Genomic DNA, 21,721 nt, shown 5'->3' on the forward strand with positions numbered 1-21,721 from the left:
TCAAAAAAACCTACTTTTTATCGTAGTAATCATCGCGCAATTGTTGTTTATTTTTGTATAGTTTGCCGCAAATAATGCCCTAACTATAGTATATGGTGCAAATATAGTTTAAAGTTTGAATCTTTTTTTATATTTTTTAATCTGTACGCCCGTATCTCAGCAGAAAAGCAACGTCCTCTTCCCGTTGTAATTATAAATTTTCTAACATTCACTGCTGTAAAGGCCCTCAACTACATAGTCCATGTAAGTACAACCAACAGTTACAAACACCTATTGTCTAAAAAACTGTATCTTTAACCTATCTAATTCAATAATGAATATTATGAAATTTCTCCAATTGCTTCTAACTGTGCTGGTTTTCGCTAGTAGTTGTGCTCAAAAAGCAGACGTAACCGAAATCCTATACCCTTTCCCAAAAGATTTAAAAGAGGTATCAGGTATGCATTTAGACCGCAATAATTTATTATGGGTAGTTGAAGACAGCGGCAATAAAAATGAAATTTACGCTTTAGATCCACACGGAAAACTTCAAAAAACAGTTCAAATCACCAACGCACAAAATAATGATTGGGAGGACTTAACTTACGATGAACACGACAATTTATACATCGGAGACTTTGGCAATAACGACAACGATCGTCAAAATCTTAAAATACTTAAGATCGACGCCACTGATTTAAAAAGCAAGACAGAAGTTACCGCTACAGAAATCGAATTTTACTATCCAGAACAACAGCAATTTCCTCCCAAAAAGACCCATTTATTGTATGATGCAGAAGCCTTTTTTGTATTGGGTGATTCGTTTTATGTTTTCACCAAAAACAGAAGCAAAGGTTTTGACGGAACTTCTTTGGTTTATAAAATCCCGAATCGAGTAGGCCGTCATGCAGCACAGTTAATCGGCGAATTTAAAACCTGCGGCATCTACCAAAAATGCGCTGTGACTAGCGCAGCAATTAGCCCTGACTTAAAAACAATCGCCCTATTGACACAGGGTAAAGTCTGGCTAATCGAGAACTTTAAAAAAGACGGTATACTCTCAGGAAACATATCGTCCTATGATTTAAAAGAGCTTACTCAAAAAGAATCGATTCTCTTTGAAAACAATCAGACACTTCTCTTGTCGGATGAGGCCAAAAAGAAAACAGGCGGTCAAGTATATCGCGTAACTATCGCAGACCTAAAAACCAAATCCTAAACCAAATACAAATCGTCCACCGTCTTCACTTTTAAAATAAGACGTTTGAAGCGTCAGTGATTCGATGGCATTGACCCAAAATCCAAGGCCGTAGGAGTTGTGCCATTTATTGGATGACTCCCCCGGATTCCACACCCTACCATAATCAAAACCAACTAACATTCCATATTGCATAGGAACCAGACCTCCGTTGACCGCTCCTATATTCCATCGTATATCGGAACTGTGTACAAAAGCTTGTTTACCCGTAAAGCGCTCCGGTCTAAAACCTCGTAATTCGTCATTACCCCCTAAAGTCGCTGCATGATAAAAATCAAAATTATCCTCAATTCGCGCTTTGTATTTAAATTTGGAAGCCCATACAAAACGTTCTAATCGATCAATCGGGACATTAAAATTTAGGCTTGTATTGATAAAACCAAATTGCTTATCGCTGTTGTCTATATTATATTTCCAACCGGATTCCCAATGAAAACCAAACCCTAAAGTCGGTTTTGATTTGGAATTATACCGCTCATAATCATAATTAATCTGAGCTCCTAAATACTGTTGAAAACGAAACACTTCTGGGGAAATCTCAACGGATTCTGACACAAAACGACCGGAGGTTTGCGCTACTTTTAAGACCTCAAAACTCGCTGCGATTTCAAAATTGCCTCCTAAGTCACCTTCGTAACGGTAAGCGGGTTTGATCTGATACGATTCAATACGCACCCGCTTGTAGTCATCTCCTTTTTCTTCGTCAAAATAATGGGTTTCATTGCCAAAACCATAAAAGTTTTGCGAGAAATTAGGGCTGGTCGCCTTAGCCTCTATAGCAAACATCCACGAATTACTTGCATTGGCAAAAAAGCCTTTATACGCTCCATCAACACCTTGAGTCTCAAAGGAATAATTGGCTTTAAAAGTATGTTTGGTCGTAAACGGATCTTGCACGAAATTATTTCTAACCGAAGAATAATTCAACCCTATTTTCACACCGTCATCGGGATTATATCCCACATTGGGCAACAGCATATTTACGTTTAATGGCACCTTGCGATAATCGTAATTATTTAAATCGTATCGATCGCTATAAACCGTCCGAACTTTTAAATCCGATTCCACCGTATTTTCTTTCGTTTTATAGTCGTAGACGATCAATTGCCTGTTATTTTCTATTTTAAATAGATCGTGATTCTGCCCTCCAATTAATCTAATTTTAATCTTTGCAGCACCCTCACCCAACACCTGAAATTCATCCTGATCATCTAAGCCATAAACCCAAAGCTCCTTGGTTTCATCTGGAGTATAAGTTCTCTCAAAAAATTTCTCTTCCCCCGTTTTTTTATTGCGATACTGCTCCAAATGGACCCTTCCATTTGCTAATCTTGTAATGACAAATCGATCTTTCTTATCCGTTCCTCTTACAATTGCAGTCTCTGCCAATGCGCGATAATATTTTCGAGCAAAATCAGCCAAACCGGCTCTTCGGATCTTTAAAGTCTCGATAATGCGTCTCATCTCCTCATCCTGTACTTCCTTCGGTAATTTAGAAAAACTTGCCTCGATATTACTATCGGTCAAGGTATTTTCAATTTCTTTAGCCTGATTCACCCAGTCCTCTTCTGTTTTATTCTTTAAAAAATCAACATCCATCGGGAAGGCCGTTTTATTGATCCATCTCGGCGCTGGAAATTCCTCTTTAAAACTCTGCATATGCCTTAAAGGCGGTAGTTTTTTAATAAGCGATAACAAAGCCCCATCAATTTTTGCAAAGGCTTGATCGCGATCTCTAGGAATCGGTTTATATAGGACTGCTGCTGTTTCTTTAAATTCTGCCCAGCGCCATTGATCTGCATGTCTATCCCAATCCCCTATCAACATATCAAACAAACGAGCTTTTAAATAGGCTGTATCATCGATTTTATACTTTTCGTCTTTTCTTAAATTATTCATCACGTCATCCGTGCTAACAATGACTTGGGCATTTCCAAAAGACTCTTCCTCCTCATGCCCATCAGTAGGACGCTCTTCTATCATATATAATTCGTCGCCATAAACCGCGTTATACCTACCTAAAGCGGGTTGCTTCGGTATGTAATACAACTCGGGGTTGGTATGATAAATTCCTAGATAATCCGATAAATCGCCAATAATAAACGGAGTAAAAGGATGGGCTGTCGTATAAAAATCATAAATAAATCGTTCAGCAAAAGTTCCCTTTATCGATTCCTCCACATATTGATCTTTAAAAACGGCCGATTGAACAAAACGTGAGGCGCTTTTTTTAACACCACGCATCACGTACTCTTTGCCGTCTCCCGACATCAATCGCAACGATAAGGATTGGTTTCCTCCTCCAGAAATTTTTGGTTTTAAACCACCGTGAATATCTTCCAAATACAGTGTCGGTGCTTCAATATCAACTCCGTAATACTTGCGGTAATGATCTCCCCATAAATAAGTGTAAAAGCCGCGTTTTTTAGTCCACGATTTGGGATAAATAGCTGCCGCAAAAAATTTCGGTTTTTCGTTCGAAAACACGAATTGCTGCTCTTTTAAAGGACTGATGATTTGTCGACTGAATACCAATTGCTCTGTACCACCTTCTACGGCATAAAAATGTATATTCGACGCTCCGTCCTTTAGGACCTGTAAAGTAGCATAACCCAACTTACCTGACGAAAAGCTTATCGGTTGTATAGCCCGCGCTTCCTCTTGCTTAGAACCTGCACCACTGATAACTTGCTTGACTCCGTCTTTTTCAATATATTGTTGCGTGTGTTCGTGTCCAGACACTATAATAATATTATCCTGCCCTTGAACCAAAGTACGCACTCGATCTGCCAATTCGCTATAACGCTTGTTCTGAATTTCTTGCGGACTGCCCCCTGAAACTTTTCTCAAATAATTGATCGCGCTACCTAAAACTGGTGCAGGAATATTTTTATAGGGAAACAAATGTTTTTTTGCTGAAAAATACCCACCATGAGACCCGTTGCTATACACGGGATGATGCATGGCAATAACAATGGTTTTATTTTGATTCTTGTTCAGTTCACTGCGCAATTCCTCAAAAAAGTCTTCTCTGGTTTTTATGGTACAATTTTCATTGATCTTGGGATGTTTGTCCCAGTCTTGCAAAAACCATTCGCTATCAATGACCAATAAAACTACCTCATCAGATATTTTTAAACGCTCAAAACCACAGCTTTTGCGCGGTAAAAATGCTTTTTTATCGGCTAGTTTCTCGGTGACATAAGTCGCTTGTTGCAAAACCCCTTCATATCCATTATACCAATCGTGGTTACCATTTATAAAAACGGTTTTGCCTTTAAACTCTTTTGCTAAGGTGATTTGTTCATCGATTTTCTGCTCGGCTAATTTTCGATCCGGCGCATCTAACGCAGGCATTCCACGTGGATAAATATTGTCTCCCAAAAAAATCAACGTACTTTCTTTACTCGCTTGATTTAATCGCATACTAAATAACTCTAATGCGCGTTTAGACTCTACCTCATCCGCATTACCTGCATCACCAATGAGATAAAATGTATGAGCTATATTTACAGTATCGACAACGCTAGATTGAATAGGTTCTGCAACCGCACTTCCATATTGATTTTTAATTGTCGCACAGGATGCGAATAGCAATAGGACTAAAAAAACATTAAATACACGATATTTCAGCAAAACTGGAATGATATAATAGAATATTTTCATAAGTTTAAAGTTCGTAAATTTGACAATTATGACAGTCTTGCAAAAAGCTGAAGAATTCATCTCCAATTTATACAAAGATAAGTTATATCAGCAACATTCGTATCACAATTTTTCGCACACCGTGCGTGTTGTCAACGCTATTAAAGAGCTGATTGCAGCAGAAAACATCTCCGATATCGATGCGGAACACTTGCTTATTGCCGCATGGTTTCACGACATTGGATATAGTATAAATTGCGAAAAACACGAAGAAGAAAGTGCAAAAATTGTCACTGAATTTTTACAAAAAGAATCCTATCCTGAAGAAGGCATACAGCGCATTTGCGAGTTAATCTTAGCAACTCAGTATTTAATCGAACCCAAAAACCAACTAGAAGGTTATTTAAAGGATGCTGATTTTTCACACTTTGGCGACCCCAATTACAGCAGTATTTGTTGTTTATTGCGTACGGAATTTAAAAATTGTTTCAATAAGGACTATACCGATTTGGAATGGGCCCTGGGCAATAAAGACATGATGTTAAACAAGCATCGCTATTATAGCGATTACGCCAAAAAAAACTGGCAACCGATTAAAGAGCAAAACCTTTTAAAAATAGACCAACAAATCGAAAACTTAAAAACCGACAACAGCCAAGACGAAGCTCAAGCAAAACTTCTAAAAAAACAACGTAAAGCAGCAAAGGCAGAACGTCCTGAAAGAGGTATAGATACGCTATTTCGCGTTACCTTAAACAATCATACCCGACTAAGCGACATAGCCGATAGCAAAGCCAATATCTTACTTTCCGTCAATGCTATTATCATTTCTATTTGCCTGTCCACTTTAATTCCAAAGCTCGACAGCGCAAAAAACGCACATTTGATCATTCCTACGTTTGTGTTGCTCATTTCGAGTGTGGCTACCATAATTTTTGCTATACTATCAACGAAACCCAAAGTGACTTCAGGCACATTCACAAGAGCAGATATCGAGAAGCAGAAAGTGAATTTATTGTTTTTCGGAAACTTTCATAAAATGCCCTTAGAGGAATACACTTGGGCTATCAATGAAGTGATGAAAGACAGAGACTATTTATACAATTCTCTTATTCAAGATTTGTATTATTTAGGTTTGGTATTAAACCGCAAATACAAACTGCTTCGCATTACCTATAATATTTTTATGGTTGGTATTATCGCTTCGGTAGTATCCTTTGTTTTGGCTTTTATTGGAATTGAGTTTTAAGAAATTCTTTCATCAAGTTATCGTATTGAAAGGTTCCTGCAGTCGGAGCTTGCTGTGTATTAATCTCCACTCGTAAGGCATTTAAGCCGGATATTCCCTGAAGATTCTCGATACTTATTTCCTCGATATCTCCTAATAAAACACCTTTAAATTGAAGGTATTGCAGGTATTTTAAATATTCTGCTCGATCAAGCGGATTCATATAAACGATCGTAATTTTATTGGGCTGAACTATGCGCTCCTGCGAATTACTCACCCGCGATTTATCTAGTCGTTTTTTGATTACCTCATAACGAGAATGATAGGACCCATCAATATCAAAACGCTTTTCATCCATTCGAAAACGGATGGCTACTGCTGTATCATAAATTAAAATCAATGAAGTCAGTTGAATATCAAATGGAGCAATCGTCTTGTGTTTTTCGTGGTCGTATACCATTTCGCACATTACCTGCAATTGCCATAACCTTAAATTATGTAGATAAATTAAATCAAATGTTTTCTTTGGATTGATCGAAGCACCTATGTACATATTATGATCGACGCCATCACTTCTAAACCTTTCGTAATAATGTGGAAAAATCAGCTGAGCTTTCTCCTGATTACTGTCTAAAAAAGCGGAAAGTTTTTTATTGACTTCCGCCACAGTAGCATCAAACAATTTTCTCTTTTGGTAATAGGTCTGTGAATCGGGCTCAATCTGAGCAAAATAGTTCTCCAATTTTGCACTTTGACTTTCATTCCAAAAAATACGCTTTAACAACGGATGAATTTCTTTAACTATGTATTCTTCGATTTGTTGCTCCGTACCTGAGATTAGTTTTTTATCCAACAGATTTCCAAAGCGTTCCAATTCAAATACACGTTGTTCAAACAGCAAGAAATTGTCCTGAGATTCCGTGCTTTTTAATAATGAAAGCAATTCAGAAACCTGTTCTTTTAAATCCAATAGCACTGCTTCATTTCTCAAATCCGTTGACCCTTTTATATCCGTTTGTCCAAAAAGCGGATACACCTTTTCAAAAACAATATCGTTATAACTGAATTTACGCTGTCCTATGGACTCGAAATACGCTTTACGTGCCTCTTGAAGGAATTTCCAATAAACACTAGGATGAATGGTGGTGTACTCTTTTTGAATAATTGCCTCCACTTGATTTTCTATATCTGCGTTGACCCGTTCAAAAGTATCCAGTATAATGGGCATCACACTATCTAGTTTTCGCGCATTAACGCTGTGTAAGGCTCTTTTATCTGGCGACATAATCTCAATAATTCCTTCCATTTTATCGCCGACAACAATAGGAGCTAAAATACAGCTTCCGATATTTAACGACAATAAGTATTCACCCATTTCCTGATTACCAGGTCTTGCCGTAAAAACATTCATATCGGAAATACTGAAATATTCCATGTCTACAAACAAAACTTTCACCACCTCCTCAGACAGTATTAAATCCGTAGAATTCGGCCGTAATGAAAAGTTTGAAAACCCAACGATGGCATTGGTGCCGATTATAATGCGTTCTGCTTCAAGAAAAGGGGTAAAACCAATTTGAAGATTACCTATTTTAAATATCGAACTAAAAATTCGTTGCAATTCATCTTTTAGACTGTAGCGTTCCAATTCTGATTTCAACAAATTCCCTTTTAAACTCGACAAAGCATTTTCAATAGTAACGTCTACCAAACTCAGAATACCAAATCCCTTAATCTCCCAGCTTTCCTGTGGAAATTTTTCTTGCCATAAGGCCAAATCATTATAATTATCTTTTAAAAGGTTGATGTCTTCTAAACTGATTGGCGTTGCTTTTTCAGTAGGTATTATCTCAATAAAGTCCGCATTGTGAAACATCCTATAATGTTTCATAATACCCTTGCGATCTGGGATATCAAAAAAATAGGGTCTTGAAACATCAAAATCCGTGTGGTAATAATAATTTAAGATGATGCAACAACACATAACATAATACTCATGTTGTTCAAAACCACGGATCGCAAAATCAAATCCCTCTCCTGCCTCCGCCAAAATTTTTTTAAATCGTTCGCTATAATTAAACGTCAAATTTTGAAAGGGCAAGGATATCGCTTTGATCTCATTATTGGACAATGCTTTAGGAAAAAGCCCCGATACCAGTTCTTCAATCAATATTCTGTTATCCAATACCTCTTGGTCGCTATACATTCCTGAAACCACTTCCGGGTGTTCATTCACCCTATCCAAAAGCTCTTGATAATAGGTGGTCAAATAGGGATTATCATTGCTCTGAATAGCCAATTCTATGGCATGAACTAACTTATGGAAAGAAATGACAATTCGGAATGGACTACTTTCAAATTTAGGAGATTTCATAAATTTCTAGGGCTTTTGGGAAGTTAAATCTACGGAAATAAACCCGTCTATCCATTACTCTTCCATCAAAAAAGCTCGTAAAAACGAGCTTTAGATTATTTTTTACTTTTCACTTCTTTATTCATCCACTTGCCATCAGTCTTCCATACTTTGTATCGGACTTCCAAACCGTCTGCAACATAAACCACTATAGGCAGGTTACTATTGTATCGCATAAAAGTACCCTGATCATGTACAAATGTATTGACTTTAGTGTCGTCGGGACACATCATTAAGGTTTTAAGAATACGACCTTCCGAATCAAAGTTGTAATAAGTATATCCCCAGCCCTCTAGGTTGTGATCTGTTAACTCTCCGATTAGGGAATAACTATTACAGCTATCCGTGCTGGCAATCTTACCGACGAAAAGTTCAATTTTGTAATTATTCTCCTCCTTTTTAATTTTAGGCAAGTTAATCACCACTTGCTTAAACCCCTCCTTTGCTTTTGGAAACATCTCGGTTTTGCTTTTCTCTTGCGCAGCTACTGCTGAAGACACCGCTAAAATTATGGTCAAAATTAAAAGTTGTGATTTCTTTTTCATAGTTAATTGTTTTTGTAATGTTAATCCGCTGAAATTACTAAGTCTTCCAAGTCTATACCCTTGACTTCCGGCGAATCCGAACCTCAACAGAAATAATCTTTAACAGTACAACACCCTAAAGCTCCCGCTATTTTTCTGATTACCCAATGATTATATCTTGACTAAAATCAAATATTTCATTCCAGCGCTAGTCATAAAGCTACTACAATTAATTGAAATACATCGTCCACTGCTGTCTTTTATTAAAGCAACCTAAGCTATAAAAAAAATTGTACTTTTGCATCAAATTGAGTGACCATGATTAAAATAGGCAACATCGAACTTCCGGATTATCCTTTGCTTTTAGCTCCTATGGAAGATGTGAGCGACCCGCCCTTCCGCAGATTGTGTAAGATGCACGGTGCTGATTTGATGTATTCTGAATTTATTTCATCAGAAGGTCTGATTCGCGATGCGATGAAGAGTAGAATGAAATTGGATATTTTTGATTACGAACGCCCTGTGGGAATACAAATTTTCGGAGGCGATGAGGAAGCCATGGCGCTATCAGCAAAGATTGTTGAGGCTGTTCAACCCGATTTGGTTGACATCAACTTTGGTTGTCCGGTAAAAAAAGTTGTCTGTAAAGGTGCCGGTGCCGGTGTTTTAAAAGATATAGACTTGATGGTTCGCCTAACTAAGGCGGTGATCAAAAGCACACACTTACCCGTCACGGTTAAAACCAGATTGGGCTGGGACGAAGACAGCATCAATATCGATGAAGTTGCCGAACGCCTTCAGGATATCGGGGTACAAGCTCTAACGGTCCATGCGCGTACTCGTGCACAAATGTATAAAGGTCATTCCGATTGGAGTCATATAGAACGAATTAAAAACAATCCCCGTATTACCATTCCCATTTTTGGAAATGGCGATATTGACAGCCCGCAAAAGGCTCTAGAATACAGAGACAAATTTGGGTTGGACGGCATGATGATCGGACGAGCTGCGATTGGCTATCCTTGGATTTTTAATGAAATCAAACATTTTTTTAATACCGGTGAGGTACTCGCTCCGCCAACCGTAGAAGATCGCTTAGAGGCAGCTAAAAACCACCTCATCTGGTCTATGGAGTGGAAAGGTGAACGCTTGGGCATCGTAGAAATGCGCCGCCACTACACCAACTATTTTAAAGGCATTCACAGCTTTAAACCACACCGTCAAAAATTAGTAACCACTGACGATCCTTTAGAACTTTTAAAACAGTTTGAAGAAATCGCCGAGATCTATAAAGATTACGTAATGGAATAAAAAAAAGACTGTCTTAGGAGACAGTCTTTTTTTTATTCCAAATTCCCTTTCACAATATGCAAATCCCTTTGTGGAAAAGGTATTTCAATTTTATGTTGATCCAAAGCAACTTTTAATTTTTCTTGAATTTCATAGAATACTTGCCAGTAATCCGCAGGTGCAGTCCAACCGCGTACGGTCATATCCACAGAACTTTCCCCTAATCCCTTCACAAAGATATCCGGTTTAGGCGCAGAGAGCACTCTACCATCTTTCATCAGCACCTCCATCATCAACTCTCTAGCTTCCTTAATATTCGCGTCGTAAGAAATTCCGATTGTAAAGTCAAAACGGCGCTGTGTAATATTAGTAAAATTAGAAATCACAGAATTAGCTAAAGTTCCATTCGGACTATAAACACTAATTCCATCAGCAGTTCGCAACGAGGTATACAATATATCTATTCGCTCCACGGTTCCTGCAGTTCCCGCTGGGTTAGATATATAATCACCTACTTTAAACGGTTTAAAGATCAAAATCAACACTCCCCCTGCCAAATTAGACAAACTGCCTTGAAGCGCTAAACCAACTGCTAATCCGGCTGCCCCAAATACCGCTACAAAAGAGGTCGTTTGGATGCCCATAGTCGAAGCTACTGTAATCAACAATAAGGCATAAAGGGCGAATCTGAAAATGGAAATCAAAAAACCTCGTAAAGAAATATCGACATTCCTTTTTTCAAAGCGCAGCTTTATAAATCTTAAAATCCATTTAATCGCAAAACTCCCTACAGCTAAAATCGCTAATCCGACAGCAATTTTTGGTAAGCTTATTAAAATTGTCTCAATCATTTTGCCAACCCCTATCTGTACTTTATCCATAGTGTTTCTTTCAAAAATAAGAAATATTATCAAAATAGGTAACCTTTTAATTAAAACATTAACCAAAAAAAAGGGCAGTATATCTTATACTACCCTTTTTCATTCCATTTATTGAAATATGCTTATAAATCCATCTTTTTTGCTAAAGCTGTCGGAATTCCTTTTTTATGTACCATAATTGCAGTGGTTTTATATTTCACATATTCTTTTGTCATATATAAATATCCTTTATAGTCATTACTCACTCCCCAAGAATTCTTTACAATATAATATTCTCTGCCGGTTTGATCTTTAGTCAATCCAACTATATGCATACCGTGGTCATCGGTAGTCGAATAATTATCAAAAGCTATTTGACGCATTTCTGGCGTTACTTTAGCTTCCTTCTTAGGTCCATTAAACATATCCGCCTTTTCCTCAGCCGTCATGTCTTCAAATTCCTTTTCAGGTACGAAAGCTACCCCGTTTTTCCAGCTAAAAGACTTCTCACTAACGTCTCCAGCCCAAGCTACCGTAAATCCGTTTTTAACCGCGTAGTCAACCACGTCCGTCAATTCGTCCATCTTCACATTGTAAACCTGATCAAAAGACCAGTTGTCCGGCACTAATAAAGTGAATTTTGAATATAAAGGGTAATCCGTTAATGAACTAATCTCGATATAATCGTCTGCATTAATACCAATTACCTCGCTAGCAAAGGTCTTTGGTGTGTATTTTTTACCTTCAAACTCAAAACTCTCTGGTGGAGTACCCAAATAAGCATCAATTACAGAAGTATATGCTTTTTGCCAGTTTGGAGTCAGTTTTCCGTTCGGATTCGACACCACTGCTTTTAAAACACCTTCCATCACTGCAGCCATCTCGGCAAACTTATTATTTGCAGTTCCGTAGTTTAATCCGGTATAAACCGACTGTGGTACAGCCCCGTATTTTTTATACATATTGATGACATCATGAAAGGCACCACCATCACCTAGTGTTACTGCTCCTTGCATCTTCACATACATTTTTCCCTTTTCAACGTAAGCGTTACGAGCCGAGTAAATCTGAGATATTTCAACCGGACGTTTCCCCATTCTCATCATTTCTGACTCCAAAAATGAATTGGCGGAATAACTCCAACACGTACCCGAAGACCCTTGGTTTTTTATAGATGTATTTTCAATATTAACAACATCTGTAAATTGAAATAATTCCTTGCTCTTCTCACTAGCATTAACCTTTAAGGAGTTAACCAAACGATCTTGAGCATAGCTAGTAGAAACTCCAATACCTAACATTACTGCTAGCACTAAAGGTTTAATTCTAAATGTAAACATATCTGATATTTTTATAAGTGGTAAAGATAAAAAATCATTCCAAAAAATCGACTTTATTACAACTTATTCCAAGGAATCTCACAGCCGAAATACAACTTTTGAATTTATTTCTTTGAGATGTTTCCGTACTCTTAGTTCCCCCCAAGTAGACTTCCTTAAATAAAGTTTAACTCAAATCGTACCACAACCAAAGGGTTTATCAGTATATTTATATACCAACTTCTACGTATCTATGGAAAATCAAAAGAAAAAGATCTTGAGAACAGCCGAACTAATCGCTATACTGTCTAAGTATGGTTTTAATGAGTTACTGATACAAACCAAACTCAAAAAACCTACAACAAAAGAGATAGACTCCGCCGCATTAGAAGGCGTATCGAACTATAACGTCTATGAAAGGATCCGTATGGTACTGGAGGACTTAGGCCCGACCTACATCAAACTCGGTCAAACTTTTAGCAATAGAGAGGATTTATTACCTCCTGAACTGATCGTCGAATTGAAGAAACTCCAAGACAACGTAGCTCCGATGGAGCTTGACATAAAGGAAATTTTAAGATCTGAAATCGGCATCGATCCCGATGATCATTTCCTTGAAATTGACAAAACTCCTTTGGCAACAGCTTCGATTTCTCAAGTTTATAAAGCGGTTTTATCCAATAATAAAGCGGTTATATTAAAGATCAAACGCCCGGGAATTAAAGAAAAAACCACTTCGGACTTATTGATTATAAAAGACATAGCCCGACTGCTAGTCGCATCGAGCGAAACCTTTAAAAAACTGAATCTAAATCATGTGGTTGCCTCCTTTGAGAAATCGATTCACGAAGAAATGTCTTTTCTAAATGAGATGAGCAATATGGAGCAATTTGCTCAAAACTTTAAAAACAACGCTAAAGTCCATCCCGTTTTACCGCATCGCGAATTCTCCAACGATAATGTATTGTGCATGGACTTTATTGAGGGCACTAAAATAACGGACAAAGACAAACTGCTGTCTCAAGGGCTCGTTTTAAAAGATATCGCTCAAAAAGGGCTTGACGTGTATATGACTCAAGTTTTGGAGCACGGTTTCTTCCATGCTGACCCACATCCCGGGAATTTATTTGTGATGCCCAACGGCTCACTCGCTTTTATCGATTTTGGATCGATGGGTAAAATGATTCCCAAAGACAAAGAGCTACTCGAGGATTTCATCATCAACTTTATCGCAAAAGACGCCAAACGATTGATTAGAACGTTAAAGAAAATGGCCGTTGAAATAAAACTTGATGACGAACAAAAACTCGAACGGCAAATTCATGAACTCTTTGACATACTAGACACCGATTCCTTAGAAAACATTGATATTAAGTCGATTTTAAAAAAGTTTACAACCATCCTAAACAACAACGAGATTCTGATGCCCGAATACACCTATTTACTCGTTAGGGGCATCGTATTAATTGAGGGAATTGGACGTGATCTGGATCCGAGTATGAATTTAATACAAAGCATTAAACCGTATATAAAAAAGATATTTTTACGACGATGGAGCCCAAAAGAACTCTTTAACAAGAGCACCAAAGCACTTAGAAATCTCAGTGAAGGTTTAGGGGAGCTACCGGAAAACCTCAATTTGTTGTTGCAACAAATCAATGAAGGAAAAATTGTAGTTAATCAGCAAAATAAAGACCTAAGTTCAGCCAACAAAGCCATCGCTACAGCCTTAAACCGCCTTGCCTTTACGGTACTTATCGCGGGATTCTGCGTAGCTACCGCCTTGCTTATCATGGCTAATCGACCTCCTTACCTATGGGGAATTCCCACCTTGGGCTTACTGGGAATTTTGGTTTCCAGCATTCTAAGCATTGTTGTATTGCTCTCCATTTTTAAAAAAAACGAATAAAAAAAAGGCTGTCTCTATATGTTGAGACAGCCCTTCTGTATATCAATTCTCTTTTAATTATAAAGTCTCTTTTAACCAACGGAAAAATTCACCTTGCCAAACTTGAGCGTTTTGAGGTTTAGTAACCCAATGGTTTTCTTCTGGAAAGTAAACAAATCTACTTTTCACACCGAGCAACTGTGCCGCTTGAAAAGCTTCCTGTCCTTGTCCAATCGGAACACGATAGTCTTTTCCTCCTTGAATCACTAAGATTGGAGTATTCCACTTGCTAACATTTTTAATCGGGTTAAAGTCTTTCATCGCTTTTTGGGCATCAACATTGTCTTTCTCCCAATATGCTCCCCCTGTATCCCAGGTTGGAAAAAACACTTCCTCGGTAGTTCCATACATACTCTCTAAGTTGAAAACACCACAATGAGAGATAAAGGTTTTAAAACGGTTATTATGAATACCCGCCAAATAGAAAATAGAATACCCTCCATAACTCGCTCCAACCGCACCAAGACGCGCTTTGTCTACATATTTTTCTTTCGCCACATCATCGATAGCGTTCAAATAGTCCTCCATGGGCTTACCTCCCCAATCTTTACTAATTGCTTCGTTCCAAGCCACTCCATGTCCTGGCATTCCACGACGGTTTGGAGCCACTACGATATAACCCTCAGCAGCCATCAATTGGAAATTCCAACGGAATGAATAGAATTGTGTCAGAGCAGATTGCGGTCCACCTTGACAATACAATAAGGTAGGATATTTTTTATTTGGGTCAAAATTCGGAGGATACACTACCCAAACCAACATCTTTTTTCCATCTGTAGTCGTCACATAACGCTTTTCTGACTTACTCATGGTCACTTTAGCATATAGGTCGTTATTGACTTTAGTTACCTGATTCCAAGAAGCCTTTTTTAAGTCATAAGCATATATTTCCGTTGCATGATTAAAATCCGTACGAGTCAATAAAACTTTTCCAGCTGCAAAACCTACGATACCAGTTACATCAAAATTCCCATCGGTAACCTGACGTACCTGAATAGCAATACGAGTCATTCCAGGAAAGTTAACTTCAAAAAGTTGCACAGTCCCATCTACAGCTGCTATAAAATAGATTTTTTTACCATCTGGTGCCCACTGATAACTGTCAACTGTGCCATCCCAATTTGCAGTAAGGTTCATATCCATACCTTTAAATCGAACGATGATATCATTTTTATCCGCTTCGTATCCGTCTCTTTTCATTTGAAGCCACGTTAAATCACCATTTGGCGAATAAGTAGGATGTGTATCATATCCCTTATTCGCTTCTGTAATATTTTTGGTTTGTTTGGTTTCCAAATCATATTCATACAAATCGGTATTTGTACTCATGGCATAGTCAGTTCCAAATTTCTTTTTAGAAACATACACTACTTTTTTTCCATCGGGTGACCAGATGTAATCTTCGTCTCCTCCAAAAGGTTTCTGCGGAGAATCATACGGTTCATCTTTCAATAAATCAATTGTTTTTTCCGGCTGAGCTATTTCAGAAATAAAAACGTGATTATGAGTACCGTCGTTCCAAGTATCCCAATGTCTGTAATCTAAGGCATCAAAAACATAAACGTCTGATTTTCCCATGGTCGGATATAAATCCTTACCCAATACTTTGTTGACTTTTACCGCCTGATCAGAAAGCAGCATTTTACCATCAGGGGAAATGTTTTTATCGACGATTAAACCCTTGTAATCCGCAATTTCTTTAGGCGTACCTCCGTCAATTGGAATTTGATAAATTTTGGAATTGATTTTATTCTCATCCATTTCAGTTCGACCTACTTTATAGATCAAATTTTTCCCGTCTTTAGTAACTCCTACAGGGCTAACTCTTCCTAACTTCCACAGCAACTCTTTGGTCATAACCTCTTGTGAAAAAGCGGTTATACTCATCAAACTGAGGGTTAACAGAATAATTCTTTTCATTCTTATTGTTTTTTGTATGCGCTAAAATTACTAAAATTAAATGAAACCCCTCCAATTTTATGTTTTGATCCAACTGCGATTTGTTTTTAGAAGGGAGTAGCTCGATTATATCGTATAAAGGAATCACAGCAGCTCGTTTTCTACAAAAAACTGCAGTAGATTTCATAAAAAGTTCATTTTCAATATCGATTTCACACAAAAAACGCAATAAACAATTAAAACCCTGCTCAAAAAAAGGTTCATTTGGTAGTTCTTTAGATTTTTTAACTGGATATAAAGACAAAAAATAAAAAAAAAGGTCTATTTTCACGCACTTAAAATAGATCCAGTGAAAAACAGTAATAACAAATTATTTCTAGCCATCATTATAGCTCTTATAATTGGAGTTAGTCTTGGCGGCTTAGTGCATTATCAATATCCTGAATCGATCCCGAGTTTTTCGCAAAACATAAAACTTCTAGGAACCATTTTCATTCGTTTGGTTCAGATGATCATTGCTCCATTGGTGTTTTGTACTCTAGTGGTCGGTATTGCTAAAATGGGTGATATGAAGATGGTAGGGCGAGTTGGAGCCAAAGCTATGACTTGGTTTATCACGGCATCCTTAGTATCGTTATTGATTGGAATGGCCTTAGTCAATTGGTTTGCACCAGGAGAAAGCACAAACATCTCTCTAGCAGAAACCAGTTCAGCAGCGGATTTAATCAATCAAACATCAGCCTTCTCTCTTGAAGTATTTATCAATCATGTTGTCCCGCGTAGTGTGTTTGAATCTTTTGCACACAATGAGATTTTACAGATTGTCATATTTTCGATCTTTTTCGGCGTTGCCTTATCCACTTTAGGCAAAGAAGGAGATCAGATCATTACTTTTTTGGACAAAACGTCCAAAGTTGTCTTAAAAATGGTAGGATACATCATGTGGGTTGCTCCACTAGGTGTTTTGGGTGCTGTTGCCTCCGCTGTTGCCAATTATGGTTTTGAAGTATTTACCTTATATGCACACTACTTATTAGCCTTTATGGCCGGTATAGCCGTATTGTGGCTGGTCTTATTAACTGTTGGCTACCTCCTTTTAGGCAAACGCCTTTGGGAATTGCTACAACGACTAAAAACACCTATTTTAATTGCCTTTTCAACCACCAGTAGTGAGGCGGTATTTCCAAAAATGGTGGAAGAGCTCGAAGCTTTTGGTTGTTCACCAAAAATCGTATCCTTTACCTTACCTCTTGGTTATTCTTTTAATCTAGATGGTAGTATGATGTACATGACATTTGCCAGTTTATTTATTGCCCAAATCTACGATATCCACATGCCTATTGAAAAGCAATTAACCATGCTTTTGGTACTAATGCTAACCAGTAAAGGAGTAGCAGGAGTACCTAGAGCCTCCTTAATTGTAATTGTTGCTACTTGTTCTATGTTTGGAATACCTCCTGAAGGTATCGCTCTAATTCTACCTATCGATCACTTTTGTGACATGGCTAGAAGCATGACCAACGTACTTGGAAATGGTCTGTCCACCGCAGCAATAGATAAATGGGAATCAAAACGCGAAGAAAACCTACAAACAACTAATACATAATGAACGAATTTCACATTTCACAACTTATTAATCCTGAGTTTTACATCAACCTCGAAATAGCCGGCCATCATATCGGTATCTATGTAGTACTGTTTATAGTATTCGCAGAAACTGGATTGTTTGCAGGTTTCTTTTTACCGGGAGATAGTTTATTGTTTTTAGCGGGAATATACAGTTCCGCCTTAATGCAAGAACTTTTCACCATCGAAAGCGATTTTACCAATGTCGCTTTATTATCGACTTTAGTCGCTCTCGCAGGGATATTAGGAAATATGTTTGGATACTGGTTTGGATCTAAAAGCGGTAACTACCTCTATACCAAAAAAGACAATTTTATCTTTAAAAAGAAATACTTATACGAATCTAAAGTTTTCTTCGAAAGACACGGTGGTCGTGCAATTATATTCGCAAGATTCCTACCTATCGTAAGAACTTTTGCACCTATTATCGCGGGAATCGTTCATATGGATTTTAAAAAATTTATGTTTTACAACATTGTTAGTTCTTTCTTATGGGCTACTACTCTAATCTTTGCCGGTCATTATTTGCAAAAATTTCTACTTGAAAGTTACGGAGTGAATCTAAAAGATTATATTGAATACATCATCTTATTCTTAGTTGCTGTGACTACGTTGCCAATCATTTTGAAATTGGTAAAAAGCAAAAAAACGTCTGAAACAGAGGAAACAGTTGAGTAACACTTTTCCCGAAAGAATAAATAAAGCGAAAAAACTGATGTTTTTTCGCTTTTTTTATGCCTACTTAACAACTAAAAATGACCTGCCTTTGCTATTGTTTTTTTTGTAATTTCGCACTTCATATAGCTCTGTCACCATGATCAAAAAAGCACTTCGTATCCTATTTAAATTACTACTCTGGTTTTTCGGATCAACCCTATTAGTCGTATTGATTTTTAAATTTGTACCTGTCCCATTTACTCCGCTGATGTTTATCAGAGCGATTGAGCAAAAAACTAACGGCAAAGAAGTTAAGATGTCCCACGACTGGGTTTCTATTGACAAAATCAGCCCCAATTTACAAAAAGCAGTGATTGTCAGTGAAGACGGCAATTTTCTCAAACACAACGGATTTGATCTAAAAGCTATTGAAAAAGCATTTAAAAGCAATCAAAAAGGTAAAAAGATACGCGGAGGCAGTACAATCTCTCAACAAACAGCCAAAAACGTTTTCCTATGGCAAGGAAGAAGCTATTTGAGAAAGGGGCTAGAAGTGTATTTCACGGTACTCATAGAATTGCTTTGGAGCAAGGAACGCATCATGGAAGTATATTTAAACAGTATTGAAATGGGCGATGGTGTATATGGAGCCGAAGCGGCATCACAATACTGGTACAAGAAGAGTGCTAGTAATCTAACCAAATATGAGGCAGCAGGAATCGCAGCAATTCTTCCTAATCCAAGAAAATTTAAGGCTTCTAATTCATCTGGATACATCAATAGACGTAAAAATACCATTGTAAAGTATATTAACTATCACGGCCCATTGAAATATTAGCAGAATTTCATCCGTTTTTTGATTATTATTATCATAATCACCTCGGTAAAATTGACATAAATACACAATATAAGTCTTAATTTTTTAATAAAAAACAATTATGTTGTCATTATATAATTTCTTTTTTGTAGCTTTGAGTATTAATAAAACTTGAAAACTATGAAAAAATTAATGTTATCCGTTGCCGCACTTGCCCTAATCACAGTAACTTCTTGTAAACAAGACAAGGCAGCAGTAATCAATGAAGACGGTACTGAAACCGTAATTACTACTGACCAGACTACTGTTGACGAGATCGACGCTAAAAATGAATGGGAGCAATTGAAAAATGATTCTGAAGCAAAACTTAAAGAAGCTGAAAAAGCTTTAGAAGAAGCTAAAGTAAAAGGTGACAAAAAAGCAGAAGAGGCTGCTCAAAAGGCAATTAACGACGCTAAAAGCACTTGGGAAGAAGCAAAAACAAAAGCATCTGAAGCAGGTCATGATCTTAAGGAAAGCATCAACGATGCTGGAAACAATATCAAAGACGCCGCTAAAGACGTGAAGGCCGACTTAAACGAAGCCGCTAAAAACACCAAAGATGCTGTCAAAGACGCCAAAGCAGATGCTAAAGCGGGAATAAACGACGCTTTAGGGAAAAAATAAAAATCTTTTTAACAGAGGATTTCTAGGCTCCGTCGCATGCGACGGAGCCTTTTTTATTTATAACACATCTCAAACGGTTTCCAAACCTTTCTACTACAACCCCTTTAAATAGTTAATATTAAATATTTTTCTGAAAACATTAATATTTCAATCCTATGAGTTCTCTCTTTTATTTCGTAACTTTACTTTATACCGAAAGTTATTAACTAAAAACAGATTTATATGAAAACATTAATTGGAATTAAAGCTGGATCAAGAGAAAAAACCGCTGAATTTTTGTCTGCGATATTAGCCGACGAATTTATACTATATACCAAAACTAGAAATGCTCATTGGAATGTGGAAGGAGCCGACTTTCATGCGATGCATCTCTTCTTTGAAAGCCAATATACCGAACTGGAAACCGTGATTGACGAAGTTGCTGAACGCATTCGTCAAATAGGTCACTATGCACCAGCAACGCTTAAAGAATATCTAGCTTTAACGCATTTGACAGAAGCCCGCAAAGGCGGAAATGATAGCTTAAGCTTTATCAAGGACTTGCTTAATGATCACGACACCATCATTAAACACATTAGAGAAAACATCAATACCATCGAAGAAGAACTGGATTTCGGAACTAGCGATTTCGTTACCGGAATAATGATGCTACATGAAAAACAAGCTTGGATGTTACGCGCTCATATCAAATAAGACTACATCCAGAAACAAAATACCTATATTTGTAACAAGCCTCTCCGGAGGCTTGTTTAATTTAAACTCACCTAGAATCATGAAACGTCTTTCAGTTTTATTTTACCTGCTTTTTTTAACCGTAGCTTGTGCACAAAATAAATCGGCTATCGATATGACTATCGATTTCCAAAAAAACTTAAATAAAGAGTTTAAAGATCCCAAGACAAGTCCATTGCCCAAAGACGCCATCAAAAAATTCACAGGTTTAGCCTTTTTTCCGATTGATGAAAATTTTGTTGTCCAAGCTAAATTAACGCGAACTCCAGATACACAGCCGTTCGAAATGCCCACCACTACAGCAAGAAAACCAATTTATAAAAAATATGGTGACCTGCATTTTGAATTAAATGGCACTTCATTTACACTTAGCGTATTCCAAAATCTAGAACTCATCCAAAAGCCAGACTATAAAAACAGTTTATTTCTTCCCTTTACCGATTTAACATCTGGAGTCAGCAGCTACGGCGGTGGCCGCTATTTGGATCTCGAAATTCCAACTACAGATGAAATTACCTTAAATTTTAACTTGGCATACAACCCATACTGTGTATACAATCATAAATATTCTTGCCCAATACCCCCTGAAGAAAATTTTATCAATACGGAAATCAAAGCTGGTGTTATGGATTTTAAGTAATTCATATACGCCTATGTGTCCATTTGCCTATATGCCCATTTGCACATATGCGAATACGCACACTCAAGTACAGGCACATCAGCGTATCTGCATCTAAAGCCTATATGCCCATTCGCACATACGCCCATCAGCGTATCAGCGTATCAGCGTATCAGCGTATCAGCGTATCAGCGTATCAGCGTATCAGCGTATCAGCGTATCAGCGTATCAGCGTATCAGC

17 protein-coding genes are annotated in these 21,721 nt (G+C 37.5%); 10 read left to right on the forward strand and 7 right to left on the reverse strand.

Annotation, left to right across the window (positions count from 1 at the left end; translation table 11 throughout):
- The first annotated feature begins 322 nt into the window (after positions 1 to 322).
- On the forward strand, positions 323 to 1,198 hold the full coding sequence (locus tag L1275_RS03830; RefSeq protein WP_253469968.1) for a hypothetical protein: 876 nt from the start codon (positions 323 to 325) through the stop codon (positions 1,196 to 1,198).
- Here L1275_RS03830 and L1275_RS03835 read toward each other — a convergent pair.
- Positions 1,181 to 4,903, reverse strand: coding sequence for a metallophosphoesterase (locus L1275_RS03835; protein ID WP_253469971.1), 3,723 nt, complete (start codon positions 4,901 to 4,903; stop codon positions 1,181 to 1,183). The genes L1275_RS03830 and L1275_RS03835 overlap by 18 nt on opposite strands.
- Before the next feature lie 28 nt (positions 4,904 to 4,931).
- Between L1275_RS03835 and L1275_RS03840 the strand changes: the two genes are divergently transcribed.
- Positions 4,932 to 6,131: a Pycsar system effector family protein gene (locus tag L1275_RS03840; protein ID WP_253469974.1), complete on the forward strand. Its 1,200-nt coding sequence runs from the start codon at positions 4,932 to 4,934 to the stop codon at positions 6,129 to 6,131.
- Here L1275_RS03840 and L1275_RS03845 read toward each other — a convergent pair.
- Together L1275_RS03845 and L1275_RS03850 are read right to left on the reverse strand one after the other, a co-directional pair.
- Entirely contained in the window at positions 6,112 to 8,484 is a 2,373-nt protein-coding gene (locus L1275_RS03845; protein WP_253469977.1) for a GAF domain-containing protein, read from the reverse strand. The two genes, L1275_RS03840 and L1275_RS03845, sit on opposite strands and share 20 nt — an antisense overlap.
- 95 nt (positions 8,485 to 8,579) lie before the next feature.
- The gene (locus L1275_RS03850) at positions 8,580 to 9,068 is read right to left on the reverse strand and encodes an ecotin family protein (protein WP_253469980.1); all 489 of its coding nucleotides are present in this window, start codon (positions 9,066 to 9,068) and stop codon (positions 8,580 to 8,582) included.
- Positions 9,069 to 9,365: 297 nt separating this feature from the next.
- Between L1275_RS03850 and dusB the strand changes: the two genes are divergently transcribed.
- Complete coding sequence (dusB, locus tag L1275_RS03855; protein ID WP_253469983.1) at positions 9,366 to 10,358, forward strand: tRNA dihydrouridine synthase DusB; 993 nt, start codon at positions 9,366 to 9,368, stop codon at positions 10,356 to 10,358.
- Between the two features lie 32 nt (positions 10,359 to 10,390).
- On the opposite strand, the gene L1275_RS03860 is transcribed toward dusB, so the two are convergent.
- Both L1275_RS03860 and L1275_RS03865 read right to left on the reverse strand, forming a co-directional pair.
- The gene (locus L1275_RS03860; protein WP_253469986.1) at positions 10,391 to 11,218 is read right to left on the reverse strand and encodes a mechanosensitive ion channel family protein; all 828 of its coding nucleotides are present in this window, start codon (positions 11,216 to 11,218) and stop codon (positions 10,391 to 10,393) included.
- 122 nt (positions 11,219 to 11,340) lie between these two features.
- Positions 11,341 to 12,537 (reverse strand): aminopeptidase C, encoded by a 1,197-nt coding sequence (locus L1275_RS03865; protein WP_253469989.1) that lies wholly within the window; start codon positions 12,535 to 12,537, stop codon positions 11,341 to 11,343.
- A 232-nt stretch (positions 12,538 to 12,769) separates the two neighbouring features.
- On the opposite strand from L1275_RS03865, the gene L1275_RS03870 reads away from it, so the two are divergent.
- Positions 12,770 to 14,425: an AarF/ABC1/UbiB kinase family protein gene (locus L1275_RS03870; RefSeq protein WP_253469992.1), complete on the forward strand. Its 1,656-nt coding sequence runs from the start codon at positions 12,770 to 12,772 to the stop codon at positions 14,423 to 14,425.
- A 57-nt stretch (positions 14,426 to 14,482) separates the two neighbouring features.
- Here L1275_RS03870 and L1275_RS03875 read toward each other — a convergent pair whose 3' ends face one another.
- Both L1275_RS03875 and L1275_RS03880 read right to left on the reverse strand, forming a co-directional pair.
- Complete coding sequence (locus tag L1275_RS03875) at positions 14,483 to 16,384, reverse strand: S9 family peptidase (RefSeq protein WP_253469996.1); 1,902 nt, start codon at positions 16,382 to 16,384, stop codon at positions 14,483 to 14,485.
- On the reverse strand, positions 16,284 to 16,694 hold the full coding sequence (locus L1275_RS03880) for a hypothetical protein (RefSeq protein WP_253469999.1): 411 nt from the start codon (positions 16,692 to 16,694) through the stop codon (positions 16,284 to 16,286). Before L1275_RS03880 ends, L1275_RS03875 begins: the two co-directional genes overlap by 101 nt.
- Between L1275_RS03880 and L1275_RS03885 the strand changes: the two genes are divergently transcribed.
- The 6 genes from L1275_RS03885 (at position 16,671) to L1275_RS03910 (ending at position 21,501) form a co-directional block, all read left to right on the forward strand.
- Positions 16,671 to 17,969, forward strand: coding sequence for a dicarboxylate/amino acid:cation symporter (locus L1275_RS03885; RefSeq protein ID WP_371923417.1), 1,299 nt, complete (start codon positions 16,671 to 16,673; stop codon positions 17,967 to 17,969). The two genes, L1275_RS03880 and L1275_RS03885, sit on opposite strands and share 24 nt — an antisense overlap.
- On the forward strand, positions 17,969 to 18,667 hold the full coding sequence (locus L1275_RS03890) for a DedA family protein (protein WP_253470005.1): 699 nt from the start codon (positions 17,969 to 17,971) through the stop codon (positions 18,665 to 18,667). Before L1275_RS03885 ends, L1275_RS03890 begins: the two co-directional genes overlap by 1 nt.
- Positions 18,668 to 18,803: 136 nt before the next feature.
- Positions 18,804 to 19,484 (forward strand): monofunctional biosynthetic peptidoglycan transglycosylase, encoded by a 681-nt coding sequence (gene mtgA, locus L1275_RS03895; RefSeq protein ID WP_253470008.1) that lies wholly within the window; start codon positions 18,804 to 18,806, stop codon positions 19,482 to 19,484.
- A gap of 159 nt (positions 19,485 to 19,643) precedes the next feature.
- Entirely contained in the window at positions 19,644 to 20,129 is a 486-nt protein-coding gene (locus tag L1275_RS03900) for a hypothetical protein (RefSeq protein WP_253470011.1), read from the forward strand.
- Positions 20,130 to 20,351: 222 nt separating this feature from the next.
- Entirely contained in the window at positions 20,352 to 20,822 is a 471-nt protein-coding gene (locus L1275_RS03905; protein WP_253470014.1) for a Dps family protein, read from the forward strand.
- A 79-nt stretch (positions 20,823 to 20,901) separates the two neighbouring features.
- Positions 20,902 to 21,501 carry a DUF1684 domain-containing protein gene (locus tag L1275_RS03910; protein ID WP_253470016.1) on the forward strand — a complete coding sequence of 200 codons (600 nt, stop codon included), beginning with the start codon at positions 20,902 to 20,904 and terminating at the stop codon, positions 21,499 to 21,501.
- Positions 21,502 to 21,721 lie beyond the last annotated feature (220 nt).

This window comes from Flavobacterium sp. HSC-61S13, assembly GCF_024171535.1.
In the GTDB taxonomy this organism is placed as follows: Bacteria; Bacteroidota; Bacteroidia; order Flavobacteriales; family Flavobacteriaceae; genus Flavobacterium.

What these genes read in the sequence shown, in the direction of transcription:
- L1275_RS03830 (WP_253469968.1), top strand. Translation starts at nt 323, where the DNA reads ATGAAATTTCTCCAATTGCTTCTAACTGTGCTGGTTTTCGCTAGTAGT.
- L1275_RS03835 (WP_253469971.1), bottom strand. Translation starts at nt 4,903, where the DNA reads ATGAAAATATTCTATTATATCATTCCAGTTTTGCTGAAATATCGTGTA.
- L1275_RS03840 (WP_253469974.1), top strand. Translation starts at nt 4,932, where the DNA reads ATGACAGTCTTGCAAAAAGCTGAAGAATTCATCTCCAATTTATACAAA.
- L1275_RS03845 (WP_253469977.1), bottom strand. Translation starts at nt 8,484, where the DNA reads ATGAAATCTCCTAAATTTGAAAGTAGTCCATTCCGAATTGTCATTTCT.
- L1275_RS03850 (WP_253469980.1), bottom strand. Translation starts at nt 9,068, where the DNA reads ATGAAAAAGAAATCACAACTTTTAATTTTGACCATAATTTTAGCGGTG.
- dusB (WP_253469983.1), top strand. Translation starts at nt 9,366, where the DNA reads ATGATTAAAATAGGCAACATCGAACTTCCGGATTATCCTTTGCTTTTA.
- L1275_RS03860 (WP_253469986.1), bottom strand. Translation starts at nt 11,218, where the DNA reads ATGGATAAAGTACAGATAGGGGTTGGCAAAATGATTGAGACAATTTTA.
- L1275_RS03865 (WP_253469989.1), bottom strand. Translation starts at nt 12,537, where the DNA reads ATGTTTACATTTAGAATTAAACCTTTAGTGCTAGCAGTAATGTTAGGT.
- L1275_RS03870 (WP_253469992.1), top strand. Translation starts at nt 12,770, where the DNA reads ATGGAAAATCAAAAGAAAAAGATCTTGAGAACAGCCGAACTAATCGCT.
- L1275_RS03875 (WP_253469996.1), bottom strand. Translation starts at nt 16,384, where the DNA reads ATGAAAAGAATTATTCTGTTAACCCTCAGTTTGATGAGTATAACCGCT.
- L1275_RS03890 (WP_253470005.1), top strand. Translation starts at nt 17,969, where the DNA reads ATGAACGAATTTCACATTTCACAACTTATTAATCCTGAGTTTTACATC.
- mtgA (WP_253470008.1), top strand. Translation starts at nt 18,804, where the DNA reads ATGATCAAAAAAGCACTTCGTATCCTATTTAAATTACTACTCTGGTTT.
- L1275_RS03900 (WP_253470011.1), top strand. Translation starts at nt 19,644, where the DNA reads ATGAAAAAATTAATGTTATCCGTTGCCGCACTTGCCCTAATCACAGTA.
- L1275_RS03905 (WP_253470014.1), top strand. Translation starts at nt 20,352, where the DNA reads ATGAAAACATTAATTGGAATTAAAGCTGGATCAAGAGAAAAAACCGCT.
- L1275_RS03910 (WP_253470016.1), top strand. Translation starts at nt 20,902, where the DNA reads ATGAAACGTCTTTCAGTTTTATTTTACCTGCTTTTTTTAACCGTAGCT.